21 protein-coding genes are annotated in these 20,947 nt (G+C 46.4%); 18 read left to right on the forward strand and 3 right to left on the reverse strand.

What is annotated here, in order from left to right:
• Positions 1–18 precede the first annotated feature (18 nt).
• From AC1RRX_RS06505 to coaD, 3 genes are read left to right on the forward strand one after another with little or no spacing between them, the layout of a single operon-like run.
• Entirely contained in the window at positions 19–228 is a 210-nt protein-coding gene (locus tag AC1RRX_RS06505) for a hypothetical protein (protein ID WP_007409692.1), read from the forward strand.
• Complete coding sequence (gene rsmD / locus AC1RRX_RS06510) at positions 228–782, forward strand: 16S rRNA (guanine(966)-N(2))-methyltransferase RsmD (protein WP_007409693.1); 555 nt, start codon at positions 228–230, stop codon at positions 780–782. The genes AC1RRX_RS06505 and rsmD overlap by 1 nt, the downstream gene beginning before the upstream one ends.
• Before the next feature lie 4 nt (positions 783–786).
• On the forward strand, positions 787–1,269 hold the full coding sequence (coaD, locus tag AC1RRX_RS06515) for a pantetheine-phosphate adenylyltransferase (RefSeq protein WP_007409694.1): 483 nt from the start codon (positions 787–789) through the stop codon (positions 1,267–1,269).
• 18 nt (positions 1,270–1,287) lie between these two features.
• On the opposite strand, the gene ylbJ is transcribed toward coaD, so the two are convergent.
• Complete coding sequence (gene ylbJ, locus AC1RRX_RS06520) at positions 1,288–2,514, reverse strand: sporulation integral membrane protein YlbJ (protein ID WP_003154466.1); 1,227 nt, start codon at positions 2,512–2,514, stop codon at positions 1,288–1,290.
• Positions 2,515–2,693: 179 nt separating this feature from the next.
• Between ylbJ and AC1RRX_RS06525 the strand changes: the two genes are divergently transcribed.
• Positions 2,694–3,473, forward strand: a complete 780-nt coding sequence (locus AC1RRX_RS06525; protein ID WP_007409696.1) for a patatin family protein — start codon at positions 2,694–2,696, stop codon at positions 3,471–3,473.
• Positions 3,474–3,478: 5 nt separating this feature from the next.
• Positions 3,479–4,501: a SepM family pheromone-processing serine protease gene (locus AC1RRX_RS06530; RefSeq protein ID WP_144463966.1), complete on the forward strand. Its 1,023-nt coding sequence runs from the start codon at positions 3,479–3,481 to the stop codon at positions 4,499–4,501.
• 18 nt (positions 4,502–4,519) lie between these two features.
• Here AC1RRX_RS06530 and AC1RRX_RS06535 read toward each other — a convergent pair whose 3' ends face one another.
• Positions 4,520–5,767, reverse strand: a complete 1,248-nt coding sequence (locus tag AC1RRX_RS06535) for a nucleotidyltransferase (protein WP_020955779.1) — start codon at positions 5,765–5,767, stop codon at positions 4,520–4,522.
• A gap of 208 nt (positions 5,768–5,975) precedes the next feature.
• On the opposite strand from AC1RRX_RS06535, the gene AC1RRX_RS06540 reads away from it, so the two are divergent.
• The 3 genes from AC1RRX_RS06540 (at position 5,976) to gerR (ending at position 7,428) form a co-directional block, all read left to right on the forward strand.
• The gene (locus AC1RRX_RS06540; protein WP_007409699.1) at positions 5,976–6,494 is read left to right on the forward strand and encodes a YceD family protein; all 519 of its coding nucleotides are present in this window, start codon (positions 5,976–5,978) and stop codon (positions 6,492–6,494) included.
• A gap of 21 nt (positions 6,495–6,515) precedes the next feature.
• Positions 6,516–6,695 carry a 50S ribosomal protein L32 gene (rpmF, locus tag AC1RRX_RS06545; protein WP_003154457.1) on the forward strand — a complete coding sequence of 60 codons (180 nt, stop codon included), beginning with the start codon at positions 6,516–6,518 and terminating at the stop codon, positions 6,693–6,695.
• 157 nt (positions 6,696–6,852) lie between these two features.
• The gene (gerR, locus tag AC1RRX_RS06550) at positions 6,853–7,428 is read left to right on the forward strand and encodes a sporulation-specific transcriptional regulator GerR (RefSeq protein WP_020955780.1); all 576 of its coding nucleotides are present in this window, start codon (positions 6,853–6,855) and stop codon (positions 7,426–7,428) included.
• Between the two features lie 40 nt (positions 7,429–7,468).
• On the opposite strand, the gene AC1RRX_RS06555 is transcribed toward gerR, so the two are convergent.
• Positions 7,469–7,951 (reverse strand): N-acetyltransferase, encoded by a 483-nt coding sequence (locus AC1RRX_RS06555; RefSeq protein WP_012117497.1) that lies wholly within the window; start codon positions 7,949–7,951, stop codon positions 7,469–7,471.
• A gap of 162 nt (positions 7,952–8,113) precedes the next feature.
• Between AC1RRX_RS06555 and AC1RRX_RS06560 the strand changes: the two genes are divergently transcribed.
• The 10 genes from AC1RRX_RS06560 (at position 8,114) to murD (ending at position 20,946) form a co-directional block, all read left to right on the forward strand.
• A complete protein-coding gene (locus AC1RRX_RS06560) occupies positions 8,114–8,995 on the forward strand; it encodes a 2-dehydropantoate 2-reductase (protein WP_032866078.1) in 882 nt (293 codons plus the stop codon).
• An 86-nt stretch (positions 8,996–9,081) separates the two neighbouring features.
• Positions 9,082–10,701, forward strand: a complete 1,620-nt coding sequence (gene bshC / locus AC1RRX_RS06565) for a bacillithiol biosynthesis cysteine-adding enzyme BshC (protein WP_007409702.1) — start codon at positions 9,082–9,084, stop codon at positions 10,699–10,701.
• Between the two features lie 125 nt (positions 10,702–10,826).
• Complete coding sequence (gene mraZ, locus AC1RRX_RS06570; RefSeq protein WP_007409703.1) at positions 10,827–11,258, forward strand: division/cell wall cluster transcriptional repressor MraZ; 432 nt, start codon at positions 10,827–10,829, stop codon at positions 11,256–11,258.
• Between the two features lie 69 nt (positions 11,259–11,327).
• On the forward strand, positions 11,328–12,263 hold the full coding sequence (gene rsmH / locus AC1RRX_RS06575) for a 16S rRNA (cytosine(1402)-N(4))-methyltransferase RsmH (RefSeq protein WP_007409704.1): 936 nt from the start codon (positions 11,328–11,330) through the stop codon (positions 12,261–12,263).
• Positions 12,264–12,302: 39 nt separating this feature from the next.
• The gene (gene ftsL, locus AC1RRX_RS06580; RefSeq protein ID WP_003154442.1) at positions 12,303–12,656 is read left to right on the forward strand and encodes a cell division protein FtsL; all 354 of its coding nucleotides are present in this window, start codon (positions 12,303–12,305) and stop codon (positions 12,654–12,656) included.
• A gap of 6 nt (positions 12,657–12,662) precedes the next feature.
• The gene (gene pbpB / locus AC1RRX_RS06585; protein ID WP_007409705.1) at positions 12,663–14,807 is read left to right on the forward strand and encodes a penicillin-binding protein 2B; all 2,145 of its coding nucleotides are present in this window, start codon (positions 12,663–12,665) and stop codon (positions 14,805–14,807) included.
• Between the two features lie 113 nt (positions 14,808–14,920).
• Entirely contained in the window at positions 14,921–16,840 is a 1,920-nt protein-coding gene (locus AC1RRX_RS06590) for a stage V sporulation protein D (RefSeq protein WP_007409706.1), read from the forward strand.
• A gap of 195 nt (positions 16,841–17,035) precedes the next feature.
• On the forward strand, positions 17,036–18,508 hold the full coding sequence (locus AC1RRX_RS06595) for a UDP-N-acetylmuramoyl-L-alanyl-D-glutamate--2,6-diaminopimelate ligase (RefSeq protein WP_003154436.1): 1,473 nt from the start codon (positions 17,036–17,038) through the stop codon (positions 18,506–18,508).
• A gap of 107 nt (positions 18,509–18,615) precedes the next feature.
• On the forward strand, positions 18,616–19,590 hold the full coding sequence (gene mraY, locus AC1RRX_RS06600) for a phospho-N-acetylmuramoyl-pentapeptide-transferase (RefSeq protein ID WP_007409707.1): 975 nt from the start codon (positions 18,616–18,618) through the stop codon (positions 19,588–19,590).
• A complete protein-coding gene (murD, locus tag AC1RRX_RS06605; RefSeq protein ID WP_044801393.1) occupies positions 19,591–20,946 on the forward strand; it encodes a UDP-N-acetylmuramoyl-L-alanine--D-glutamate ligase in 1,356 nt (451 codons plus the stop codon).
• The last annotated feature ends 1 nt before the right edge of the window (position 20,947 follow it).

The raw sequence follows: 20,947 nt of genomic DNA on the forward strand, positions 1-20,947 counted from the left end.
AAACCGGAGGAAGAACTTATGGGGAAACGTAAGTCTTCTCCGCGGTTGGCAACAACATCATTCATTGATGCTGTTACACGTAGTCTTGACAGGAATGTGAATATGTATACACGTTTTTCACGTTCATTGTTTGAAAGAATGCTTTATGATAAGATAGGGATTGTTTTGATACATAACGGCTCAGCCGATGAGAAACATCAAAGTTTTCAGAAAAAGTGGTGTGAATAATGAGAGTAATTTCCGGTTCAAGAAAAGGACGAGCCTTAAAGGCTGTGCCGGGCACATCAACAAGGCCGACGACGGATAAAGTAAAAGAGTCTATTTTTAATATGATCGGCCCGTATTTTGACGGAGGAACGGGGCTGGATTTGTTTGCGGGGAGCGGCGGTCTCGGGATTGAAGCGCTGTCGCGCGGATTTGACCGCTGTATCTTTGTGGATCGTGATTTCAAAGCCATCCAAACGGTAAAAGCGAATATCAAAGCGCTTGATCTGCTGTCTTCAGCGGAAGTATACCGCAATGATGCAGAGCGGGCCCTCTATGCCGCGGCGAAACGGGAAAAAGGTTTTGACGGAATTTTCTTAGATCCTCCGTATAAGGAACAAAAGCTGAAAGCGCTTATCGAAATGATTGATGAGCAGAACATGCTGAATGAAGACGGTTTTGTCGTAGCCGAGCATGATAAAGCCGTTGCGCTTCCTGAAGCCGTCGGCGCGCTTTCTGTAACAAGAAGGGAAATTTACGGGCTTACAGGAGTGACGATATACCGAAATAGGGGGTAATGATGTGGCAAGTATAGCTGTATGTCCCGGAAGTTTTGATCCCGTTACCTACGGACATCTGGACATTATCAGACGGGGGGCAAACGTGTTTGAGCAGGTGTACGTATGCGTGCTCAATAATTCTTCTAAGCAGCCGCTGTTTACAGTTGAGGAACGATGTGAGCTGTTAAGAGAAGTGACAAAAGACATACCGAATGTTACGGTCGAGACGTCACAGGGACTGTTAATCGACTATGCGAAAAAAAAGCGGGCGAAGGCGATTATCAGGGGGCTCAGAGCCGTTTCTGACTTCGAATATGAGATGCAGGGGACTTCCGTCAACCGCGTGCTCGACGAATCAATAGAAACTTTTTTTATGATGACGAACAATCAGTACTCTTTTTTAAGTTCAAGCATCGTAAAAGAAGTCGCAAAATATAACGGGCCTGTTTCAGAGTTTGTTCCTCCGGAAGTTGAACAGGCGCTGATGCAGAAATTTAAAGGATGAGAAGCGCTGATTGGCGTCTCATCCTTTTTTTGTCCGTGCTGACAGCCTGTAACAATAAATCAATGCGTATACGGCGAGAGCTGTCAGCGTGATGGCGGGACCGGTTTCAACAAGTGTATTCCAGCCGCTGACGGCAGCAGATCCTGCGTCCTGATCGCGGAAAGGGAGGAATACGGACTGGTAAGGTTCGTCCAACGCAAGGTAAAGCGGCTTCCACAGTAAGAGAATAAAGAGTGCGGCATAAATGCCCTGAAGGATACGCGCCGCGAAAAACGGTTTAAAGCGGATATCTGTTTCCGATAAAATGCCGGCTACCTGGGCCTGTACGGAAAGGCCGCTGAACCCGAGAATAAAACTCACAATCATGGCTTTCGGCAGCAAGGCGGCATCAGCTTCACTGACCAGCTTGCTCCCAAGTGTAATTTCAAACATTCCGCTGATAAGAGGGATGTCCAGATTTGCCGGAAGATGAAAAAGCGAAAGCAGCGCGTTTGTAAATACAGAAAGCACATCCATGACTTGTACGATTGATAATAACCGGCTGAAAACCGAAAACAATATAATAAAACCGCCCACCATCAGCAAGGTTTGTACAGAAGAGGTGACGGCGTCGCCCAAAATTTTTCCGAGCGGCCGTTTTTCCGAAAGCCGCGCCTTGTGGAGGGCCAGAAATGCTTCCTTCAGAGAAGGGAGAGCGATCGTCTTTTTACCGGTATACGCCGCTTCTTCTTTCCGTCCGTATGAACGCATCGTCAGGCCGACGGCGATGTTTCCGAGATAGTGAGCCGATGCCAGCAGAATGCCGAGAGACGCGTTATGAAAAAAGCCGACTGCCACAGCAGCGAATATAAATAACGGATTGGATGAATTGGTAAAAGAGACGAGGCGTTCAGCCTCTACTCTGGAGATTTGTTTATCCTGGCGCAGCCGTGCAGTCAGCTTCGCGCCGGCCGGATTGCCTGAAGCCATGCCCATAGCCAGTACAAATCCGCCGACCCCCGGCACTCTGAAAATGGGACGCATAAAGGGTTCGAGTAAAAGGCCGACAAACTTGACAATGCCGAATCCGATTAAAAGCTCAGATAGAATAAAAAACGGAAGCAATGAAGGAAAAACTACCTCCCACCACATGGAAAGACCGGTTTTGGAGGCTTCGAATGAGGCCTGAGGGTGTGAAATAACCGTAGCCGTCAAAAAAATGAAAAACAATGAAATCAAAAATGTATGAAACTTAGACAAATTCATTCTTACCTCCCCGATGCTAAAATTGCACACTGACATTTATATCATGATAAAATATAGAACAGACCTTAAAGGCGGCCGGGCAAGTACCTATTTGTCATCCTGTACTAATATACGAGCATAGGGGTTCAATTTAGACCATAGAATTCATGTATAGGATGTCTATTAGGGGGTTCGTCGCGTTGGCCAAACCTACAATCGGGTTAGCGTTAGGTTCGGGAGGGGCAAGAGGCATCGCTCATCTCGGAGTGTTATCCAGTTTACATAAGCATCAGATTCCAATTGATATGATTGCCGGCAGCAGCATGGGAGCATTAGTCGGAAGCTTTTATGCGGCCGGGCATGACGTGGCCACGATGAAAAAAGTCGCTAAAGCATTTAAGCGGCGGCTGTACGCGGATTATACGATGCCGAAGCTCGGATTTTTAAAAGGAGACCGCATCAGGCAGCTCGTTCATGCCTATACGTACGGCAAGCCGATAGAAGAACTGCGGATCCCGCTCGGCATCGTGGCCTGCGACCTTCAGACCGGCGAAAAACTCGTTTTTACGAAAGGTTCAGTGTCCGAAGCCGTCCGCGCGAGCATCAGCATACCGGGCGTTTTCGTCCCGCAAAAAATGAACGGACGTATGTTAGTCGACGGCGCGGTGGTCGACAGAATCCCGGTTTCCGCCGTAAAAGATATGGGTGCTGATATCGTCATCGCCTCTGACGTATCCCGGGTGAAAAAAACGGAAAAGGCGGCACATATTTTTGATGTAATCATGCAAAGTATGGATATACTGCAAAATGAATTGGTCCGTCACCAGACCATTGCCGCAGACGTCATGATCCGCCCTTCTCTTGAATCATTCAGCTCAAGTTCTTTTGCCAACATTGATCATATGATCACAGCGGGCGAAGAAGCCGCAGACCGGATGATCGGCCGGATTAAACAAGAAATAGAGAACTGGGAGGGCTAACTCATATGAAAGCAAAACATTTTCGCTGGGTGTTTATCATCCTGATCTTATTAATCGCTGTTACATTTATTAAGCTTCCGTATTACATCACACAGCCGGGAGAAGCATCAGAGCTGAGACCGCTGATTAAGGTGGACGGAGGCTATCCTGAAAAAGGAAGCCTTTCCTTGATGACTGTCAAAGTAGGCCCCGCCAATCCGTATACATATCTTTGGGCGAAAGTGCATCCTTACGAAGAAATCGTCCCTGATGAAAGCATAAAAGAAGAGGGCGAATCGGACTCGGATTATATGAAGCGCCAGCTGCAAATGATGAAAAGCTCCCAAGAAAACGCGGTCATTGCCGCTTATCAAAAAGCCGGGAAACAGGTGAAATACTCATTTAACGGCATTTATGCCAGCTCAGTCGTCTCTGACATGCCGGCAAAAGGAAAAATAGAGGTCGGTGATAAAATCATCAGCGCGGACGGGAAAACATACGAATCCGCTGAAAAGCTGATTGATTATATCAGCAGCAAAAAAGCGGGGGAAAAAGTAACGTTTCACATTGAACGGGACACGAAAGAAAAGACCGTTGACATTGTGCTGAAATCATTCCCGGACGACCCGAAAAGAGCGGGAATCGGTGTCGCATTATATACGGACCGGAACGTGAAAGTGAAGCCGGATCTTCATTTCAGCATTGAAAACATCGGCGGGCCTTCTGCGGGTCTCATGATGTCTTTAGAAATTTACAACCAGCTGACAAAACTTGACGAAACAAAAGGCTATAATATAGCCGGAACGGGGACAATCGACGTGGACGGCAAAGTCGGACCGATCGGCGGAATCGATCAGAAAGTCGTCGCCGCAGACAAAGCGGGAAAAGATATTTTCTTTGCGCCGAATCAAAACGGAGCTGAAAATTCTGATTACAAAAATGCGGTAAAAACGGCGAAAGCAATCAAGTCCGATATGAAAATCGTCCCTGTCGACACCATGCAGGACGCACTTGACTATTTGGATCAGCTGAAAGTAAAAAGCACCTGATACAGACAGGTGCTTTTTTTACGCATTCAAAAAACACTTTTCGTCTTCATCATAGCGGATCGGCGCTTGTGAAAATTCCTGTTTCTCAAACAATGTGCGTTCAGGTTCGTTTATCGGCAGGCTGTAAACCCGTCCCGCCAGTATGTCCAGATCCAGAGCGGGATGAGAGAAAGAAGAGAGCTTGCTGACGAGAGGTGCGGTAAGCTCTTTTTTCTTTGCCGACAGGTACGCCTGTCCTTTTTTCGTCATTCCGAGAAGACGGATATAAGGAGCGCTTGAAGGCTGCAAGAGCCGATGCATGTCTTCTTTTTTCGTCCGTGTCAGAATGTGCGTGTTCATCCGCTGCAGCCTCGTCCACGTGTATCGTTTTGTTTTCAATCGTTCCATCATTTCGCGATAGGATCGGGCTTGTCTGATGGTGCGCAGAATTCTGTGCTCAAGGCCTTCTTCCACTTCATAGATTCGGCTCAATTCTTCAGCGGAAAGAGTGCTGAGGCTGTATTTTACATATGAAAAATAGTCTTCCGTGCTGTGCCATATGCCGTATGAATTTCTGTATGCCTCCAGCTCACGCGCAGACGCTTCCGGGAGAAAGCTCCTTACGGCCGCCGTTCCTTTTTCTATCAGCGCTTTCCGGATGCTTGTTGCGCTGGCTATCCGGCTGTTATCTCCGGGAAGCTCGGCGTCATGATATTGGGAAGCGATTCTGGCTGTCGTATAAGGCTTCATAGCGGAACCGGAGGTGTGTATCGCTCTAACGTAGTGAAAACCGAGAATATTGTTCGGCTTGGACAAATCGAGCATGTCCCGCCCTTTGAATATGTGTGAAAAAGCTTTTGAGGCGGCGGCCGGATAGCTGAGACCCTTTTTCAGCTCCTCTTTCAGAATCAGGCTGCAGTCATCTTCCTTTCGGCTGAACGCTTCAGACGCTTCAATAAAGGGTTCGATCCGCCCGTTTTCGCTGCCGAAAAACAAGCTGCTGCATCCTAAATGATGAAGAAGCGAAACGCTGCCGCGCGCGAATAATTCCGCTTTTTGTACGGCATATATATAAGGGAGCTCAATGACGATATCCACGCCGTTTTCCAGCGCCATTTTTGTCCGGCCCCACTTTGAGACGGCGGCCGGTTCCCCGCGCTGCAAAAAAGGGCCGCTCATCACCGCCGCCGCGACGCTGCTGTCCGTTTTGATTTTTGCTTGTTCCGCATGATAGCGGTGTCCGTTATGAAAGGGATTATATTCAACAACCAGGCCGACTGCTTTCATATTTGTCCCGCCTTTCTTGCTATGTTTTGCTTCGTGTGGTACATTTGCAAATGAAGTGCATATTTTAGTCCGTTTCGTTTAGTGTATGCATAGCCTATCCGGCTGTCAACGATTGCATGACGGCGGCATTATGCTGTAAAGAAAAAATATTGACAAAAACATTCTGAAAAGCTATAATCATGTTTGTTGCTTTCCTGAGGTGATACAAATGAAATGGACGATTTATCAGCTTCATCAAATGGCGAAAAAGAGCTTTGAATTTGATGAAACAGTTGAGTTAAATGAGCTGACAAAATTGAATTCTGACATCCGCCGCATTTCTCCCGTCCGGGTGAAGGGCCGCGCGGAGATTGAATCCAAGCAAGTTTCGTTTGACTTTACGATTTCAGGCGAAATGGTTTTGCCGTGCTCAAGAACTTTAGTTGATGTGCCGTATCCATTTACAATCGCGACAAAAGAACTGTTTAGATTTCATAAGTCGGATGATATAGAAGATGAGGACGTTCATTTTGCTGAAGACGATACCGTCGACTTAACTCCGATCATAAAAGAAGAGATTCTTTTAGAAATTCCTATGCAAGTCTTTTGTGAAACTGAACAAAAAGAAGGAGCCGCTCCCCAAGTGGGGAAAGATTGGCAAGTGATTTCTGAGGAAGACAAGAAAAATCAAATCGACCCCAGACTTGCGGATCTGAAAAAGCTCTTAACACAAGATGATGAATCTTAACTCTTTAAGGAGGTGGGAATAATGGCTGTACCTTTTAGAAGAACTTCTAAAATGAAAAAAAGATTGCGCCGTACACATTTCAAACTAAATGTACCTGGTATGACAGAATGCCCGTCATGCGGAGAGATGAAATTGTCTCACCGTGTATGTAAAGCATGCGGATCATACAACGGCAAAGACATAAATGTTAAAAGCAATTAATGTATGAAGAAAAGCGCGGGAATCTCGGTTCCTGCGCTTTTCTTTTTTTTGCCCCTCCAGCCTGCTCCCGCCGAAAAAATTGTGAGCCCCAGTAGTCTATCTAATCTATCAGCGGCATATGTATGAGGTAAATGAGCAAATATGGAGGGAGATACGATTGACGATAACGAGACAAGACGCGTGGACGCAAGATGAAGATTTGCTGCTGGCAGAAGTGGTGCTCAGGCATATTCGGGAAGGCGGGACCCAGCTTTCCGCTTTTGAAGAAGTCGGCAGAGCGCTGACGAGAACGGCTGCCGCCTGCGGGTTCAGATGGAATTCTTATGTCAGAAAACAATATCAGTCAGGGATAGAACTGGCGAAAAAACAGCGGAAGGAATTAAGAAAGCAGATCGGGGTGCATTCCGCCAATCTGCCGGGAACCGTCAAACAGTCTCCGATCCGCAGGGCGGAAGGAGAAAAAGAGCTGTCCATTGATGATGTCATTTTGTTTCTGCAGCAATTTAAAGAGTCGCCAGCCGCAGCGGATGTGCGTCATGAAAAAGAAAAACTCACAGAACAGCTGACCGCGCTGCAAAAAGAAGTCGAGGATCTGCGTGAGGAAAATGAAAGCTTGAGAAACAAGCTGGAGATGACGGAAGAAGATTATAAAGCGTTAATTGACATTATGGACAGAGCGAGAAGGATGGTCAATTCAAAAGAAGACGACAGAAAATCGGCGCAGAGCCTGTAAAATGAACCGGCCTGGGGGCGGCGGCCCGGCCGGTTTTTTATTATGCCGTTTCTCCGGATGTCATTTCACCGTCCATATCGGGATGCCAGATATAAGGATTTTCTCCTTTATCACGCGCCATATCATATTTAACGGGCTCAAAATTCATCTTATCCCAGAAATCTGCTGATTTCATGCGTGAATTCGTCCTGATCGGCATTCTGAAGGATTTTGCAAAATCAACAAGCGCTTTTCCGTATCCGTTGTTTTGATAGCCCGGAAGAACCTCAAGCTTCCAAAGTTCCAAAAAGTCCTGACGCTGATCAAAATACGGATTCGTGCCTCCGTTTACCTGATATAAACTCATTCTCGCCACTAGTTTATCCCCGAAGTAAATCCCGTAAAAAGGCGAGGTGCTGTCATTTTCAATGATATTATCCTGAAGATCTTCAAGCATCGACAGCTCCTGCATCCCGTATTCCTTAAACCTTTTAAATTCTTCGAGTGTCTTAAAGTTGATGAGCAGTCGCTCTATTTTCAACACAAACTCCCCCTTTGTTGTGTTCTACCATTATTGTAAACGCTTTAATTGAAAATTCCAACTATAATATGCTTGCCAGTCTTTTTGCTCAAAACGAAATTGAAGTAATTTGCGGCGGCTTCTGCTATGATAATATGGAAAAATGCAGATATAGGGTGTGACAGTGTGAAAATCGGAATTATCGGCGGCGGAGCGGTAGGCCTTTTATGTGCTTACTACTTATCGTCCCGCCATCAGGTAACGGTCATTACGCGGCGGACGGAGCAGGCTGATGCGATTAACTCAGGCGGTATACGGCTTTTGAAAGACGGAATAGAATGTACGGCGGCATGCAGAGCGCAAACAGGCATCATTTCCGGATTCGACCTCTTAATCGCAGCCGTTAAACAGCACCAGCTAAGTGCTGTGTTGCGGGATCTTGAGACGATAAAAGGGACGAATGTGCTGTTTTTGCAAAACGGCATGGGACACATACACGACATTAAAGATTGGCATACGGATCATTCGCTTTATGTCGGCACTGTTGAGCACGGAGCAAAAAAGATATCAGATCATGCCGTTGAACATACGGGAGCGGGAGCCGTAAGATGGAGTGTATTCAGCGCATCCCGGCCGGAAACGCTCAAAAGCATCTTTTCCGGCATGCACCGGGATTTTCCCGTATATGATGAAAACGACTGGTATCGGCTTTTAACGGGAAAACTGATCATAAATGTATGCATCAACCCGTTAACTGCATTGCTGCGCGTGAAAAACGGAGAGCTGTTAAGAAATGACGCTTACAAAAAGTATATGAGAAACGTGTTTGAAGAAGCGGAGACAATACTTGGCCTCGCCGATAGAGAAAAAGCGTGGAACAAGGTTTGCGAAGTTTGCAGACTGACGGAAAAAAATCATTCTTCCATGCTCGTCGATATCATGGCAGGCAGGCGGACAGAGGCCGATGCGATTATCGGCTACCTTGTAAAAGAAGCGGAAAGCCGCGGATTGCCGGCCGTTCATCTCACGTTTTTACACCGCAGCATAAAAGCGTTAGAAAGAAACTGAAACAAAGTCTTTTGAGGTTTTCCGGTAACATGCTATACTCATTTCGGAAACCTAACTATTTATTGGAGAAAGGAAGTTCCAGACAGATGCAGCTAACTGAACTTTCCATCAAAAGTCAAAATAAGTTTGTGCAGCACTATATAGATGGAGAAAACATGTCTTCATTTTTTGATTATGATATTCATTCAGAGGACGTATGGCAAAAGCGGCTTCATGACCTGTCTTCGCGGCCGTTTGCCAGAGAGGAATTAGCGGATTATTTATCCTCCTATCACGAAAAATTTTACTCCGCCGCCATGCAGGCCTCCATCGAAAAACTGAGAGATCCAAAAAGCGCAGCGGTAGTAGGCGGCCAGCAGGCCGGTCTTTTAACGGGGCCTCTTTACACCATACATAAAATTATCTCCATTATCGTACTTGCCAGACAGCAGGAAGAGGCGTTGCAGATTCCTGTCGTTCCGATTTTCTGGGTGGCGGGTGAAGATCACGATCTGGAAGAAATCAATTTTGTGCATACGTCAACAGAGAATAAAGGTCCGGTGAAACAGAAACTGCCGCAGTCGTACTGGAAAAAAACATCGGCGGCTAAAACCGAGCTTGATCAGGAAAAATGCGCGGCTTGGATTGATGAAGTGTTCGCTGCTTTTGAGGAGACGGATCACACAAACACACTCCTTCAAAACGTGAAGCGATGTTTACGCTCATCAGAGACATTCACGGACTTTTTTGAGCTGTTGATCGCCGACTTGTTTCAAGAAGAAGGCCTTATTCTGATGAATTCGGGAGATCCGGGGATTAAAAAGCTGGAAACGGGTATGTTTCAGCAGATTTTAAAACACAATCATGAGCTTGCCAAAGCCGTGTCAGACCAGCAGCGTTTTATGCGGGAAGCCGGTTATCACCCGATTATTGAATCGGACAAAGATCAGGCCAATCTGTTTTACGAACATGAGGGAGAGCGTTTCTTAATTGAAAAAGAAAACGGCGTTTTTGTCATTAAGGAGCTTGACCTGAAGTGGACGAACGACGAGCTTCATACCCATATGGAAGAAAAACCGGAATGTTTCAGCAATAACGTTGTGACAAGGCCGCTTATGCAGGAGTTTCTCATCCCGACTCTGGCGTTTATCGCGGGACCGGGGGAGATCAATTATTGGGGTGAGCTGAAGCGGGCTTTCTCATTAATGGGCTTTCGCATGACTCCGGTAGTGCCGAGACTGAACATTACGATTCTTGAGCGCCATATTGAAAAGAAGCTTTCAGAACGGAATATCCCGCTTCAGGAAGCGATCGAACACGGCACCGGACACCTGAAAGACACTTATTTTGAAGAGCAGATTCCGGAAGAGTTTTCTTCTGTAATGGAACAGGCGAAGTCGCAGATTGAAGCCGTCCATAAACGCGCAAGGGACGAAGCGCTGAAGGTCGATTCAAGCCTTGAGCCGCTCTTACAGAAGAATGCCGCCTTCATTCAAGATCAGCTCTTGTTTTTAGAACGGACGGTAACGAAAAGAATTGAAGAAAAAGAAGGTTTTGTGCTGCGTGACTATGAAAGAATCCAAAACAGCATCAGACCGCTCGGCGCTCCGCAGGAACGGATTTGGAATGTGATGTATTATCTGAACCGCTACGGTCCAAAATTCTTCACAACCTTCAAACATCTGCCATTTTCTTTTCAAAACCAACATCAGATTGTCAAACTTTGAAATAAAGTTTTAAAGAACCCTGAATAGTTCAGGGTTTTTTTTTATGTGTAAACAGTGTAAAATGAGGTTGTGGAGAGAAGTGGCGGATAGTGGTGAGTTTAGGGGAGAAAGTGGGGGTCCTTATCATGTTTATGGGTGAATACCGGCATACTGTTGATGCAAAGGGCCGCATGATCGTACCCGCAAAATTCAGAGAAGGCCTCGGTGAGCAGTTTGTGCTGACCAGAGGACTGGACCAATGCCTTTTCGGCTATCCGATGAATGAATGGAAGCTGATTGAAGAAAAGCTGAAGGCTCTGCCGCTCACCAAAAAAGACGCCCGCGCATTTACCCGATTCTTTTTTTCTGGTGCGACCGAATGCGAACTGGACAAGCAGGGAAGGGTTAATATTGCGTCATCTCTTCTGAATTACGCAAAACTGGAAAAAGAATGTGTTGTCATCGGGGTTTCCAATCGAATTGAATTGTGGAGTAAGGTAATATGGGAACAATACACAGAAGAGCAAGAAGATTCATTCGCTGAAATTGCTGAAAACATGATTGGATTTGATATATAATGGATCTTCGTGCATCACAACAACAACTGACAATTCAATTCATTCCTGATAAAGGTGGGACCGACACAAATGTTTCAGCATAAGACAGTACTTCTTCGTGAAACCGTCGACGGTTTAAATATCAAACCGGACGGAACCTATGTGGACTGCACCCTTGGCGGCGCCGGGCACAGTACATATTTATTGCAGCAATTATCGGAAAAAGGACGCTTGATCGCCTTTGATCAAGATGACACGGCACTTGAAAACGCAAAGAAAACATTGTCCGAATACAAAGGACAGCTCATTCTGGTGAAAAGCAACTTTCGTTATTTAAAAGAGTGTTTACATGAACACGGCATTACGAGTGTCGACGGAATTTTATTTGATTTAGGAGTATCCTCTCCGCAGCTTGATACACCGGAACGGGGATTCAGCTATCATCATGACGCACCGCTGGACATGAGGATGGACCAGTCGGCCGCCCTTACGGCGAAAGAAGTCGTAAATGAATGGCGGTATGAGGACCTTGTGAGGATTTTCTTTAAATACGGAGAAGAAAAATTCAGCAAGCAGATCGCCCGAAAAATTGAAGAGGCAAGAGAAAAATCGCCTATTCAAACAACCGGCCAACTGGTCGATCTAATAAAGGACGCGATACCGGCTCCGGCAAGAAGAAGCGGAGGTCATCCGGCCAAACGTGTATTCCAAGCCATACGAATCGCCGTAAACGACGAGCTTCAAGTATTTGAAGAGGCCCTCTTGCAAGCGATAGAGGTGCTGAAGCCGGGCGGAAGGGTGTCTGTGATCACTTTTCACTCGCTGGAAGACAGAATGTGCAAGACGACATTCAAGGAAAAATCATCACTTCCCGAACTGCCTCCGGGTCTTCCTGTGATACCGGAAGAATTTGAACCGGAATTAAAGCTGATTACAAGAAAGCCCATTACGGCATCAAAAGAGGAGCTTGAAGAAAATAACCGCGCCCGGTCAGCGAAGCTCCGCATTGCGGAGAAACGAAAATAACGGGCAGCAAATGACAACATTAAAGGAGGTCATCAGCCTATGAGCAACTTAGCTTACCAGCAGGAAAAACAACAACGGCCAGTGATAAGTCCCGAAAAAAAGGTGATTGTCAAAAAGAGGGCTTCCATTACACTCGGGGAAAAGGTGCTGCTCGTCCTGTTTGCCATTGCCGTTCTCTCCACATCAATGTTTATCGTATCAAAGGCATACGCGGCGTACCAATCCAATATTGAGGTGCAAAAACTGGAGGAGAAAGTATCTGAGAAGAATAAGCAGATCGGTGATCTCGAAAAGACGGCTGCTGACTTAAGCCAGCCGCAGCGCCTGATGGATATCGCTAAAAAGCACGGTTTGAATCTGAAAGATAAAAAAGTGAAAAACATACAGGAATGATAACCCATGCCGAAAAAAAATAAGTTTATGAACAGAGGAGCAGCGATACTCAGTATTTGTTTCGCTCTCTTTTTCTTTGTCATTCTCGGGAGAATGGCGTACATTCAATTAACCGGTAAAGCAAACGGTGTAGAACTTGCAACAAAAGCGACCGAGCAGCACGAAAAAAAGCGGACGATAGAAGCGAGCCGCGGCTCTATTCTTGACCGGAACGGCAAAGTGCTTGCAGAGGACACGGCGACATATAAACTCATTGCCGTGCTTGATAAAAAGATGACGACCGACAAGAAGCATCCTCAGCATGTCAAAGACAAAGAGAAAACGGCGGAAAAACTGGCGACCGTTATCAATCTTGATAAAAGCGAGATTCTGGACATCTTAAACAGGGATGGCGCGAAGCAGGTGGAATTCGGTTCAGCCGGCCGCGATATCTCTTATGCGAAAAAACAAAAGATCGAAAAAATGAATCTTCCGGGTATTTCTTTCTTAAGAGATACGAAGCGCTACTATCCGAACGGTGTATTTTTGTCAAATGTTCTCGGCTATGCCGATGTGAATGAAAAAACAAACGAGATACAAGGCTCTTTAGGGCTTGAAAAAATACTGAACAACTATCTGACGGAACGCGACGGATCCGTCACTTACGAAAGTGATAAATCCGGCTGGAAACTTCCGAACAGCAAAGAAAAAATCACCGCACCTAAAAACGGTGACAATGTATATTTAACCATTGATCAGAAAATTCAAACCTTTTTAGAAGACAGCATGACGAAAGTAGCGGAAAAATATAAACCGAAAAAAATTATGGCGGCTGTCGTAGAACCGAAAACAGGCAAAGTGCTTGCGATGGGGCAGCGTCCGAGTTTCGACCCGAATATCAGAAACGTCACCAATTATTACAACGACTTAGTGTCGTACGCGTATGAACCGGGATCGACGATGAAGATCTTTACGCTTGCTGCGGCGATTCAGGAAAATGTGTTTTCCGCAAACGAGAAATATAAATCAGGAACATATAAAGTGGGAGGCGGACCTGTTAAAGATTGGAACGATGGCGCCGGCTGGGGCATGACAAGCTTCCATGACGGCCTTATGAGGTCATCCAATGTTGCTTTTGCCAAACTGGCCAACGAAAAACTGGGGTTTGACCGGTTTAATGAGTACCTGCACAAATTCGGGCTCTATCAAAAAACAGGGGTTGATCTGCCCGGTGAAGTATCAAGTAAAATTAACTACAAATATGATTTTGACAAAGCGTCTACGGCTTACGGCCAAGCATCGGCGATAACGCCGATCCAGCAGCTTCAGGCCGTCACGGCGATTGCCAATAACGGCAAAATGATGAAACCTTACGTCATTGATCATATTGTCGACCCCGATACGAAAAAAGTCGTCAAGCAGACAAAACCAGAGCAAGTAGGCACGCCGATTTCAGCCGATACGGCGAAAAAAGTCCGGAATCTGCTCGGAGAAGTCGTGACGTCAGACATCGGAACGGGAAAACCTTATAAAATTGAAGGATTTGACGTCGCGGGTAAAACGGGAACCGCGCAAATCGCCGGGACGGGCGGATATTTAAAGGGAACGAGCAACTATGTGTTTTCATTCATGGGCATGGCGCCGAAAAATGATCCTAAGCTCGTCATCTATGTAGCCGTGCAGCAGCCGCAATTAAAAGCGGGGCAAAGCAGCTCTGATCCTGTCGCGGAAATCTTTAACCCGACGATGAAAAACAGCCTCCACTACATGAATATCGAACCGACGGAAAAAACAGATTCCGGTCAGGAAGAAACGAAAAGCCAAAAGATGCCTGACCTGACAGATAAGACGGTCAAGAGCGCTGAGAAGGAAGCGAAAAATGAACATCTCACACCGATTGTCATCGGCAGCGATGTTGCCGTAAAAGAGCAGTATCCGACAGCCGGAGAAGATGTGATCACCAATCAGAAAATCTTCTTAAAAACAGACGGAAAGATGACGATGCCGGATATGTCCGGATGGTCGAGACGGGAAGTGCTTCAATTCAGCAAAGTATCAGGCATTCACATCGATGTGAGCGGTGAAGGTTACGCTTCAAGCCAAAGTGTGAAAAAAGGCAAAGAACTGAAAGAAAATACCGTGATCAAGGTGAAATTTAAAAATCCTGATTAACGGGACAAAGAAGTCCGCGGATGCCCGCGGGCTTCTTTTTTATGCGCCGCCGTTCTATGTGTCCAAGCTGAGGCATAAATTGAAACAAGCCTAAATAAGGAGTGGACGGTCCCTTGCGCGTTTCAAATGTAACGGTTCGAAAACGTTTATTACTGGTTTTGCTTATTGGCGTAATCATTTTTTTGATCATTGACAGCAGATTAGGCTATGTCCAATTTGTGATGGGAGAAAAGCTGACTTCACTGGCTAAGGATTCCTGGAGCCGGAATTTGCCGTTTGAGCCTGAGCGGGGAGAGATTCTTGACCGAAACGGCGTGAAGCTGGCTACTAATAAAAGCGCGCCGACCGTCTTTGTCGTACCGCGCCAGATCCAAAATCCCATCAAAACGGGCAAGCTTCTCGCGTCAGTTTTAAATATGTCGGAAGAGAAGGTCTACAAACACATTACTAAGAAAACCTCCATAGAAAAAATCTCACCCGAGGGGCGGAAAATTTCCAATAAAAAAGCGAAAGAAATCAAAGCGCTCGACTTAAAAGGGGTTTATGTGGCTGAAGACAGCATCCGCCATTATCCGTACGGAAGCTTTTTGTCCCATGTTCTCGGTTTTGCCGGTATTGATAACCAGGGCCTTCTCGGTTTGGAGGCTTATTATGATGATGACTTAAAAGGTGTCAAGGGATCCGTAAAATTTTATACGGATGCCAAGGGGAAGAAAATGCCTGATGAAGCGGATGATTACACCCCTCCGAAAGACGGACTTGATATGAAACTGACGATTGACGCCAAGGTTCAGACGATTATAGAAAGAGAGCTCGACAATGCAGCGGCGAAATATAACCCGGACGGAATGATTGCGGTCGCAATGAATCCGAAAAACGGGGAAGTGCTCGGCATGTCAAGCCGTCCTGATTTTGATCCGGCTGACTATCAATCGGTGGATCCGTCTGTTTACAACCGGAACCTGCCGGTATGGAGCACATATGAACCGGGTTCGACCTTTAAGATTATTACGCTTGCGGCGGCTCTTCAAGAGCAAAAAGTAAACTTGCAAAGAGACCACTTTTATGACAAAGGATTTGCCGAGGTCGACGGCGCCCGCCTCCGATGCTGGAAAAAGGGCGGCCACGGTTCGCAATCTTATCTTGAAGTCGTTCAAAATTCCTGCAACCCCGGGTTTGTACAGCTGGGGGAACGGCTCGGAAAACAAAAGCTGTTTCAATATATTAAGGACTTCGGCTTTGGAAAGAAAACAGGCATTGATCTGCAAGGGGAAGGAACGGGGATCTTATTCCCGCTTGACAGAGTCGGCCCGGTCGAACAGGCGACAACCGCTTTCGGACAAGGGGTTTCCGTCACGCCGATTCAGCAGGTGGCAGCCGTTTCCGCAGCAATAAACGGCGGAACGCTTTATACTCCATTTATCGCCAAAGAGTGGGTTGATCCCGTTACGAAAAAAACCGTTAAGAAACAATCGCCGATTGCGAAAAGGCAAGTTATTTCCCAGGAAACGTCAAAGCAGATCAGATATGCTTTAGAAAGCGTCGTCGCTCAGGGAACGGGGCGGAATGCCTTTGTGGAAGGATATCGCGTCGGCGGAAAAACAGGTACCGCACAAAAGGTCAAAGACGGCAAATATCTCGAAAACAACCATATCGTCTCCTTTATCGGTTTTGCGCCGGCTGATGACCCGAGCCTTGTCGTGTATGTCGCGGTTGATAATCCGAAAGGCACGATTCAATTCGGGGGAACCGTCGCCGCGCCGATTGTCGGAAATATGATGAGAGACAGTCTGCCTGAGCTCGGCGTGAAACCGCGAAAAAATCAAATCGAGAAAAAATATCAATGGAACGACACAAAAACAATAGAGGTTCCGAATGTTGTAGGGATGTCTGTCTCTGATCTTGAGTCGCTGCTTGTCAATTTGAATATTGACTCCTCAGGAAAAGGAAGCAAAATTGTGAAACAATCACCTGCAGCCGGAACGAAAGTAAAAGAAGGCTCAAAGATCCGTGTTTACTTGAGTGAAGAATGAGTCTTTTTGAGGCAGCCGATTGTTTTCGGCTGCCTCTTATCATAAAGAGAAAAAAAGAAGATAACTTTTAAGATTAACTGGATGTATCCTTTTATTTACGCTAAAATATGAACTGTATGTTTAAAAGCCATTCTGACTTTTATAAACGGTTATCATGATAAAAGAATGAATAGAATTTCTGAGAGGTTTGATACAATGAAACTTACAAAGCTGCTTACATATTTAATGGCCGAACCTGTTCAAAATGACTTTCATGACCCTGACATAACTTCAATTGAGATGGACTCCAGGGAAGTGAGAAAAGGGAGTCTTTTTGTGTGTATAAAAGGGTATACGGTAGACGGACATGATTTTGCCCAAAAAGCCGCAGAAAACGGCGCAGCGGCCATCGTTGCCGAGAAAGAGCTTGACGTCGATGTTCCTGTCATTATTGTCCGCCGGTCACAGCGGGCGCTCAGCGTTCTTTCTGACGCGTTTTACGGGCAGCCGACAAAGCAGCTTCAGCTTATCGGCATCACCGGCACAAACGGCAAAACATCAACGACGCACATGGTTGATGAGATTTTCAAAAAAGCGGGAAGACAGACCGGTTTAATCGGAACGATGTACATTAAAATCGGGGATGAGACATTCCCGGTCAAAAATACAACGCCCGAAAGCGTCACACTGCAAAAAACGTTCAAGAAAATGAATGATGAGCATGTTGACACAGCTATTATGGAAGTGTCTTCTCACGCTCTGTCACTCGGCAGGGTTCACGGCTGCGATTATGATATCGCCGTATTCACGAACCTGACGCAGGACCATTTAGATTATCACAAGACGATGGAAGACTACAGACAGGCTAAAAGCCTCCTGTTTTCCCAGCTGGGCGGCTCCTTTAACCACGAAAAGCCGAAGCGGGCCGTTTTAAACGCAGATGACAAAGCCAGTGCTTATTTTGAAAAAGTGACGGCGGCGCACATCCTTACATACGGAATCGAGAATGATGCCGATGTCATGGCGAAACAAATCGAGATCTCTGCGCAAGGCACAAGCTTTGAACTCGTTACGCCAAAAGGAACAAAGCAGATCACAGTTTCACTCGTCGGCCGCTTCAACGTGTATAACGTACTGGCTGCAGCGGCGACAGCGATCGCAGCGGGTCTGCCGTTTGATACGATCACAAGCGCTCTTGAAGAGCTGCAAGGTGTCAGAGGCCGGTTTGAACTGGTGAATCACAATCAGCCGTTTCCTGTGGTTGTCGATTACGCGCACACGCCTGACAGTCTGGAAAACGTCCTGAATACATGTAAAGACATGACAGAGGGCAAGCTTTTCGTCGTCGTCGGCTGCGGCGGAGACCGGGACAAAACGAAACGCCCGAAAATGGCGGAAATTGCGGTGCGGATTGCCGACGAACCGATTTTCACTTCAGATAACCCGAGAAGCGAGGACCCGCTGGCCATATTAAGAGATATGGAAAGAGGGGTAGAAGGCACTTACTATCACAGTATCGCAAACCGCGAGCAGGCTATCTTTTTTGCCATTGCCAACGCGAAAAAGGGAGATGTGGTTCTGATTGCCGGGAAAGGGCATGAAACCTATCAGCAGATCGGCAATGAAACATTCGACTTTGATGACGCCGAAGTAGCGGGAAGAGCTATTGTTGAGCTGAATAAAAAGTAAAACAGGAAAGAGTGTTAGAATGAGGGAAATGAAAAGAATTACGGGGACACAATGTGAATATGATAAATACGTATGTCGTTTGAACGAAACGGGAGGAGAAAAGAGCAATGCTTGAGCAAGTGATTTTATTTACAATAATAATGGGATTTTTAATCAGTGTTCTGATATCTCCGATTCTTATCCCGTTTTTAAGACGTTTAAAATTCGGCCAAAGTATCAGGGAAGAGGGGCCGAAATCACATATGAAAAAATCAGGGACGCCGACGATGGGCGGGGTCATGATTATTGTATCCATCGCCATTACGGCGATTGTCATGACGCAGAAATTTTCGCATCTGAGCGCGGAAATGTTTCTTCTGCTGTTTGTCACGATCGGATACGGCCTGCTCGGCTTTCTGGATGACTATATTAAAGTAGTAATGAAACGGAATCTCGGATTGACGTCGAAGCAGAAATTGATCGGCCAGATCATTATTGCCATTGTATTTTACGGAGTATATCATTATTGCCATTTTTCAACCGGCATCAGGGTGCCGGGCACACATCTGTCAATCGATCTCGGCTGGGGATACTTTATCCTCGTTCTCTTTATGCTTGTCGGAGGTTCAAATGCCGTCAACCTGACAGACGGTCTGGACGGTCTCTTGTCCGGTACCGCGGCTATCGCATTCGGCGCTTTCGCCATCCTTGCGTGGAACCAGTCACAATATGACGTTGCGATTTTCTCGGTTGCCGTTGTCGGCGCCGTTCTCGGTTTTCTTGTATTCAACGCCCATCCCGCCAAGGTATTTATGGGGGATACCGGTTCGCTTGCGCTCGGAGGAGCGATCGTGACCGTTGCCATTCTGACGAAGCTTGAAATTCTGCTCGTCATTATCGGCGGAGTATTTGTTATTGAGACCTTATCTGTTATCTTACAAGTCATCAGCTTTAAAACGACAGGAAAACGAATCTTTAAGATGAGTCCGCTTCACCACCATTACGAATTGGTCGGATGGTCTGAATGGAGAGTTGTCGTCACATTCTGGACTGCGGGACTGCTGCTTGCCGTTTTAGGAATTTACATCGAGGTGTGGTTATAAGTGGAAAACGAACTTTTTTTGCAAAAACAAAACTTTCTGGTCCTCGGACTGGCGAAAAGCGGATATGCGGCTGCGTCGATTCTTCATGAAAAAGGCATTAACGTCGTCGTGAATGATCAAAAAGCCTTTGAAGAGAACGAACCTGCCCAAAGGCTTGCAGAAAGAGGAATTGAAGTCATCTGCGGTGAGCATCCGACGTCACTTTTTGATCAGCATCACATTACCATTCTGATCAAAAATCCCGGAATCCCGTATGAAAATATCATGGTGGAGGAAGCGCAAAGAAGAGGCATCCCGGTCTGGACGGAAATCGAGCTTGCGTATTATATCACCAATGCAAAATTCATCGGCATTACAGGTTCAAACGGGAAAACAACAACGACGACCCTGATTTATGAAATGCTGAAAGCTGATTCGATAAAGGCGCTGATCGCAGGGAATATCGGCACTGTCGCCAGTGAAGTGGCTTATCATGCTGACGGTGATGAATGGATCGTCACAGAGCTTTCTTCGTTCCAGCTTATGGGGACTCATGCGTTCAGACCTGAAATCGGCCTGATTTTAAATGTGTTCGACGCTCATTTGGATTACCATCACAGCCGTGAAAACTATGAAAAAGCCAAGCAGAACGTGTATCTTCATCAGCTTGAGAGTGATACGGCCATCGTCAATCAAAGCGATGAAACAGTCGTGCGGCTTGCCGAAAGCGGAAAAGCCGGCACCGTTCCGTTTTCAGTCCACCAGGAACTGTCAAGCGGCGCATTCATTAAAGACGGAATGCTGATGTTCGGCGATGAAGCGATTCTGCCTGTTGATGACATCGTACTGCCGGGCGCGCACAATTTAGAAAATATTTTAGCCGCTGTAGCCGCGGCAAAAACGGCGGGCGCGTCTAATAAAGCGATTCAGAAGGTGCTGACAAGCTTTACCGGTGTCAAACACCGTCTGCAGTATGTAACTGCGATCCAGAATCGTAAATTTTATAATGACAGCAAAGCGACGAATATTTTGGCCACAAGCAAAGCGCTCTCGGCGTTCAAAGCACCGGTTATTCTGCTTGCAGGCGGACTGGACCGCGGCAACGGTTTTGACGACCTGAAACCGTATATGGACAATGTCAAAGCGGTCCTGACGTTCGGACAGACAGCGCCGAAGATAGAAAAACTGGGCAATGAGCTGGGAATACAACATGTCAAACGTGTCGATAATGTTGAACAAGCAGTATCTGCGGCGTTTGCGCTCTCAAATGAAGGAGACGTCATCCTCTTGTCACCCGCGTGTGCAAGCTGGGATCAGTTCAAAACATTTGAAGAACGCGGTGACATGTTTATAGATGCCGTGCATATGCTTAAGTAAG

Source organism: Bacillus sp. GW821-FHT11D08, assembly GCF_058808515.1.

What these genes read in the sequence shown, in the direction of transcription:
- AC1RRX_RS06505 (WP_007409692.1), top strand. Translation starts at nt 19, where the DNA reads ATGGGGAAACGTAAGTCTTCTCCGCGGTTGGCAACAACATCATTCATT.
- rsmD (WP_007409693.1), top strand. Translation starts at nt 228, where the DNA reads ATGAGAGTAATTTCCGGTTCAAGAAAAGGACGAGCCTTAAAGGCTGTG.
- ylbJ (WP_003154466.1), bottom strand. Translation starts at nt 2,514, where the DNA reads ATGAATTTGTCTAAGTTTCATACATTTTTGATTTCATTGTTTTTCATT.
- AC1RRX_RS06530 (WP_144463966.1), top strand. Translation starts at nt 3,479, where the DNA reads ATGAAAGCAAAACATTTTCGCTGGGTGTTTATCATCCTGATCTTATTA.
- AC1RRX_RS06535 (WP_020955779.1), bottom strand. Translation starts at nt 5,767, where the DNA reads ATGAAAGCAGTCGGCCTGGTTGTTGAATATAATCCCTTTCATAACGGA.
- AC1RRX_RS06540 (WP_007409699.1), top strand. Translation starts at nt 5,976, where the DNA reads ATGAAATGGACGATTTATCAGCTTCATCAAATGGCGAAAAAGAGCTTT.
- rpmF (WP_003154457.1), top strand. Translation starts at nt 6,516, where the DNA reads ATGGCTGTACCTTTTAGAAGAACTTCTAAAATGAAAAAAAGATTGCGC.
- bshC (WP_007409702.1), top strand. Translation starts at nt 9,082, where the DNA reads ATGCAGCTAACTGAACTTTCCATCAAAAGTCAAAATAAGTTTGTGCAG.
- mraZ (WP_007409703.1), top strand. Translation starts at nt 10,827, where the DNA reads ATGTTTATGGGTGAATACCGGCATACTGTTGATGCAAAGGGCCGCATG.
- rsmH (WP_007409704.1), top strand. Translation starts at nt 11,328, where the DNA reads ATGTTTCAGCATAAGACAGTACTTCTTCGTGAAACCGTCGACGGTTTA.
- ftsL (WP_003154442.1), top strand. Translation starts at nt 12,303, where the DNA reads ATGAGCAACTTAGCTTACCAGCAGGAAAAACAACAACGGCCAGTGATA.
- pbpB (WP_007409705.1), top strand. Translation starts at nt 12,663, where the DNA reads ATGCCGAAAAAAAATAAGTTTATGAACAGAGGAGCAGCGATACTCAGT.
- AC1RRX_RS06595 (WP_003154436.1), top strand. Translation starts at nt 17,036, where the DNA reads ATGAAACTTACAAAGCTGCTTACATATTTAATGGCCGAACCTGTTCAA.
- mraY (WP_007409707.1), top strand. Translation starts at nt 18,616, where the DNA reads ATGCTTGAGCAAGTGATTTTATTTACAATAATAATGGGATTTTTAATC.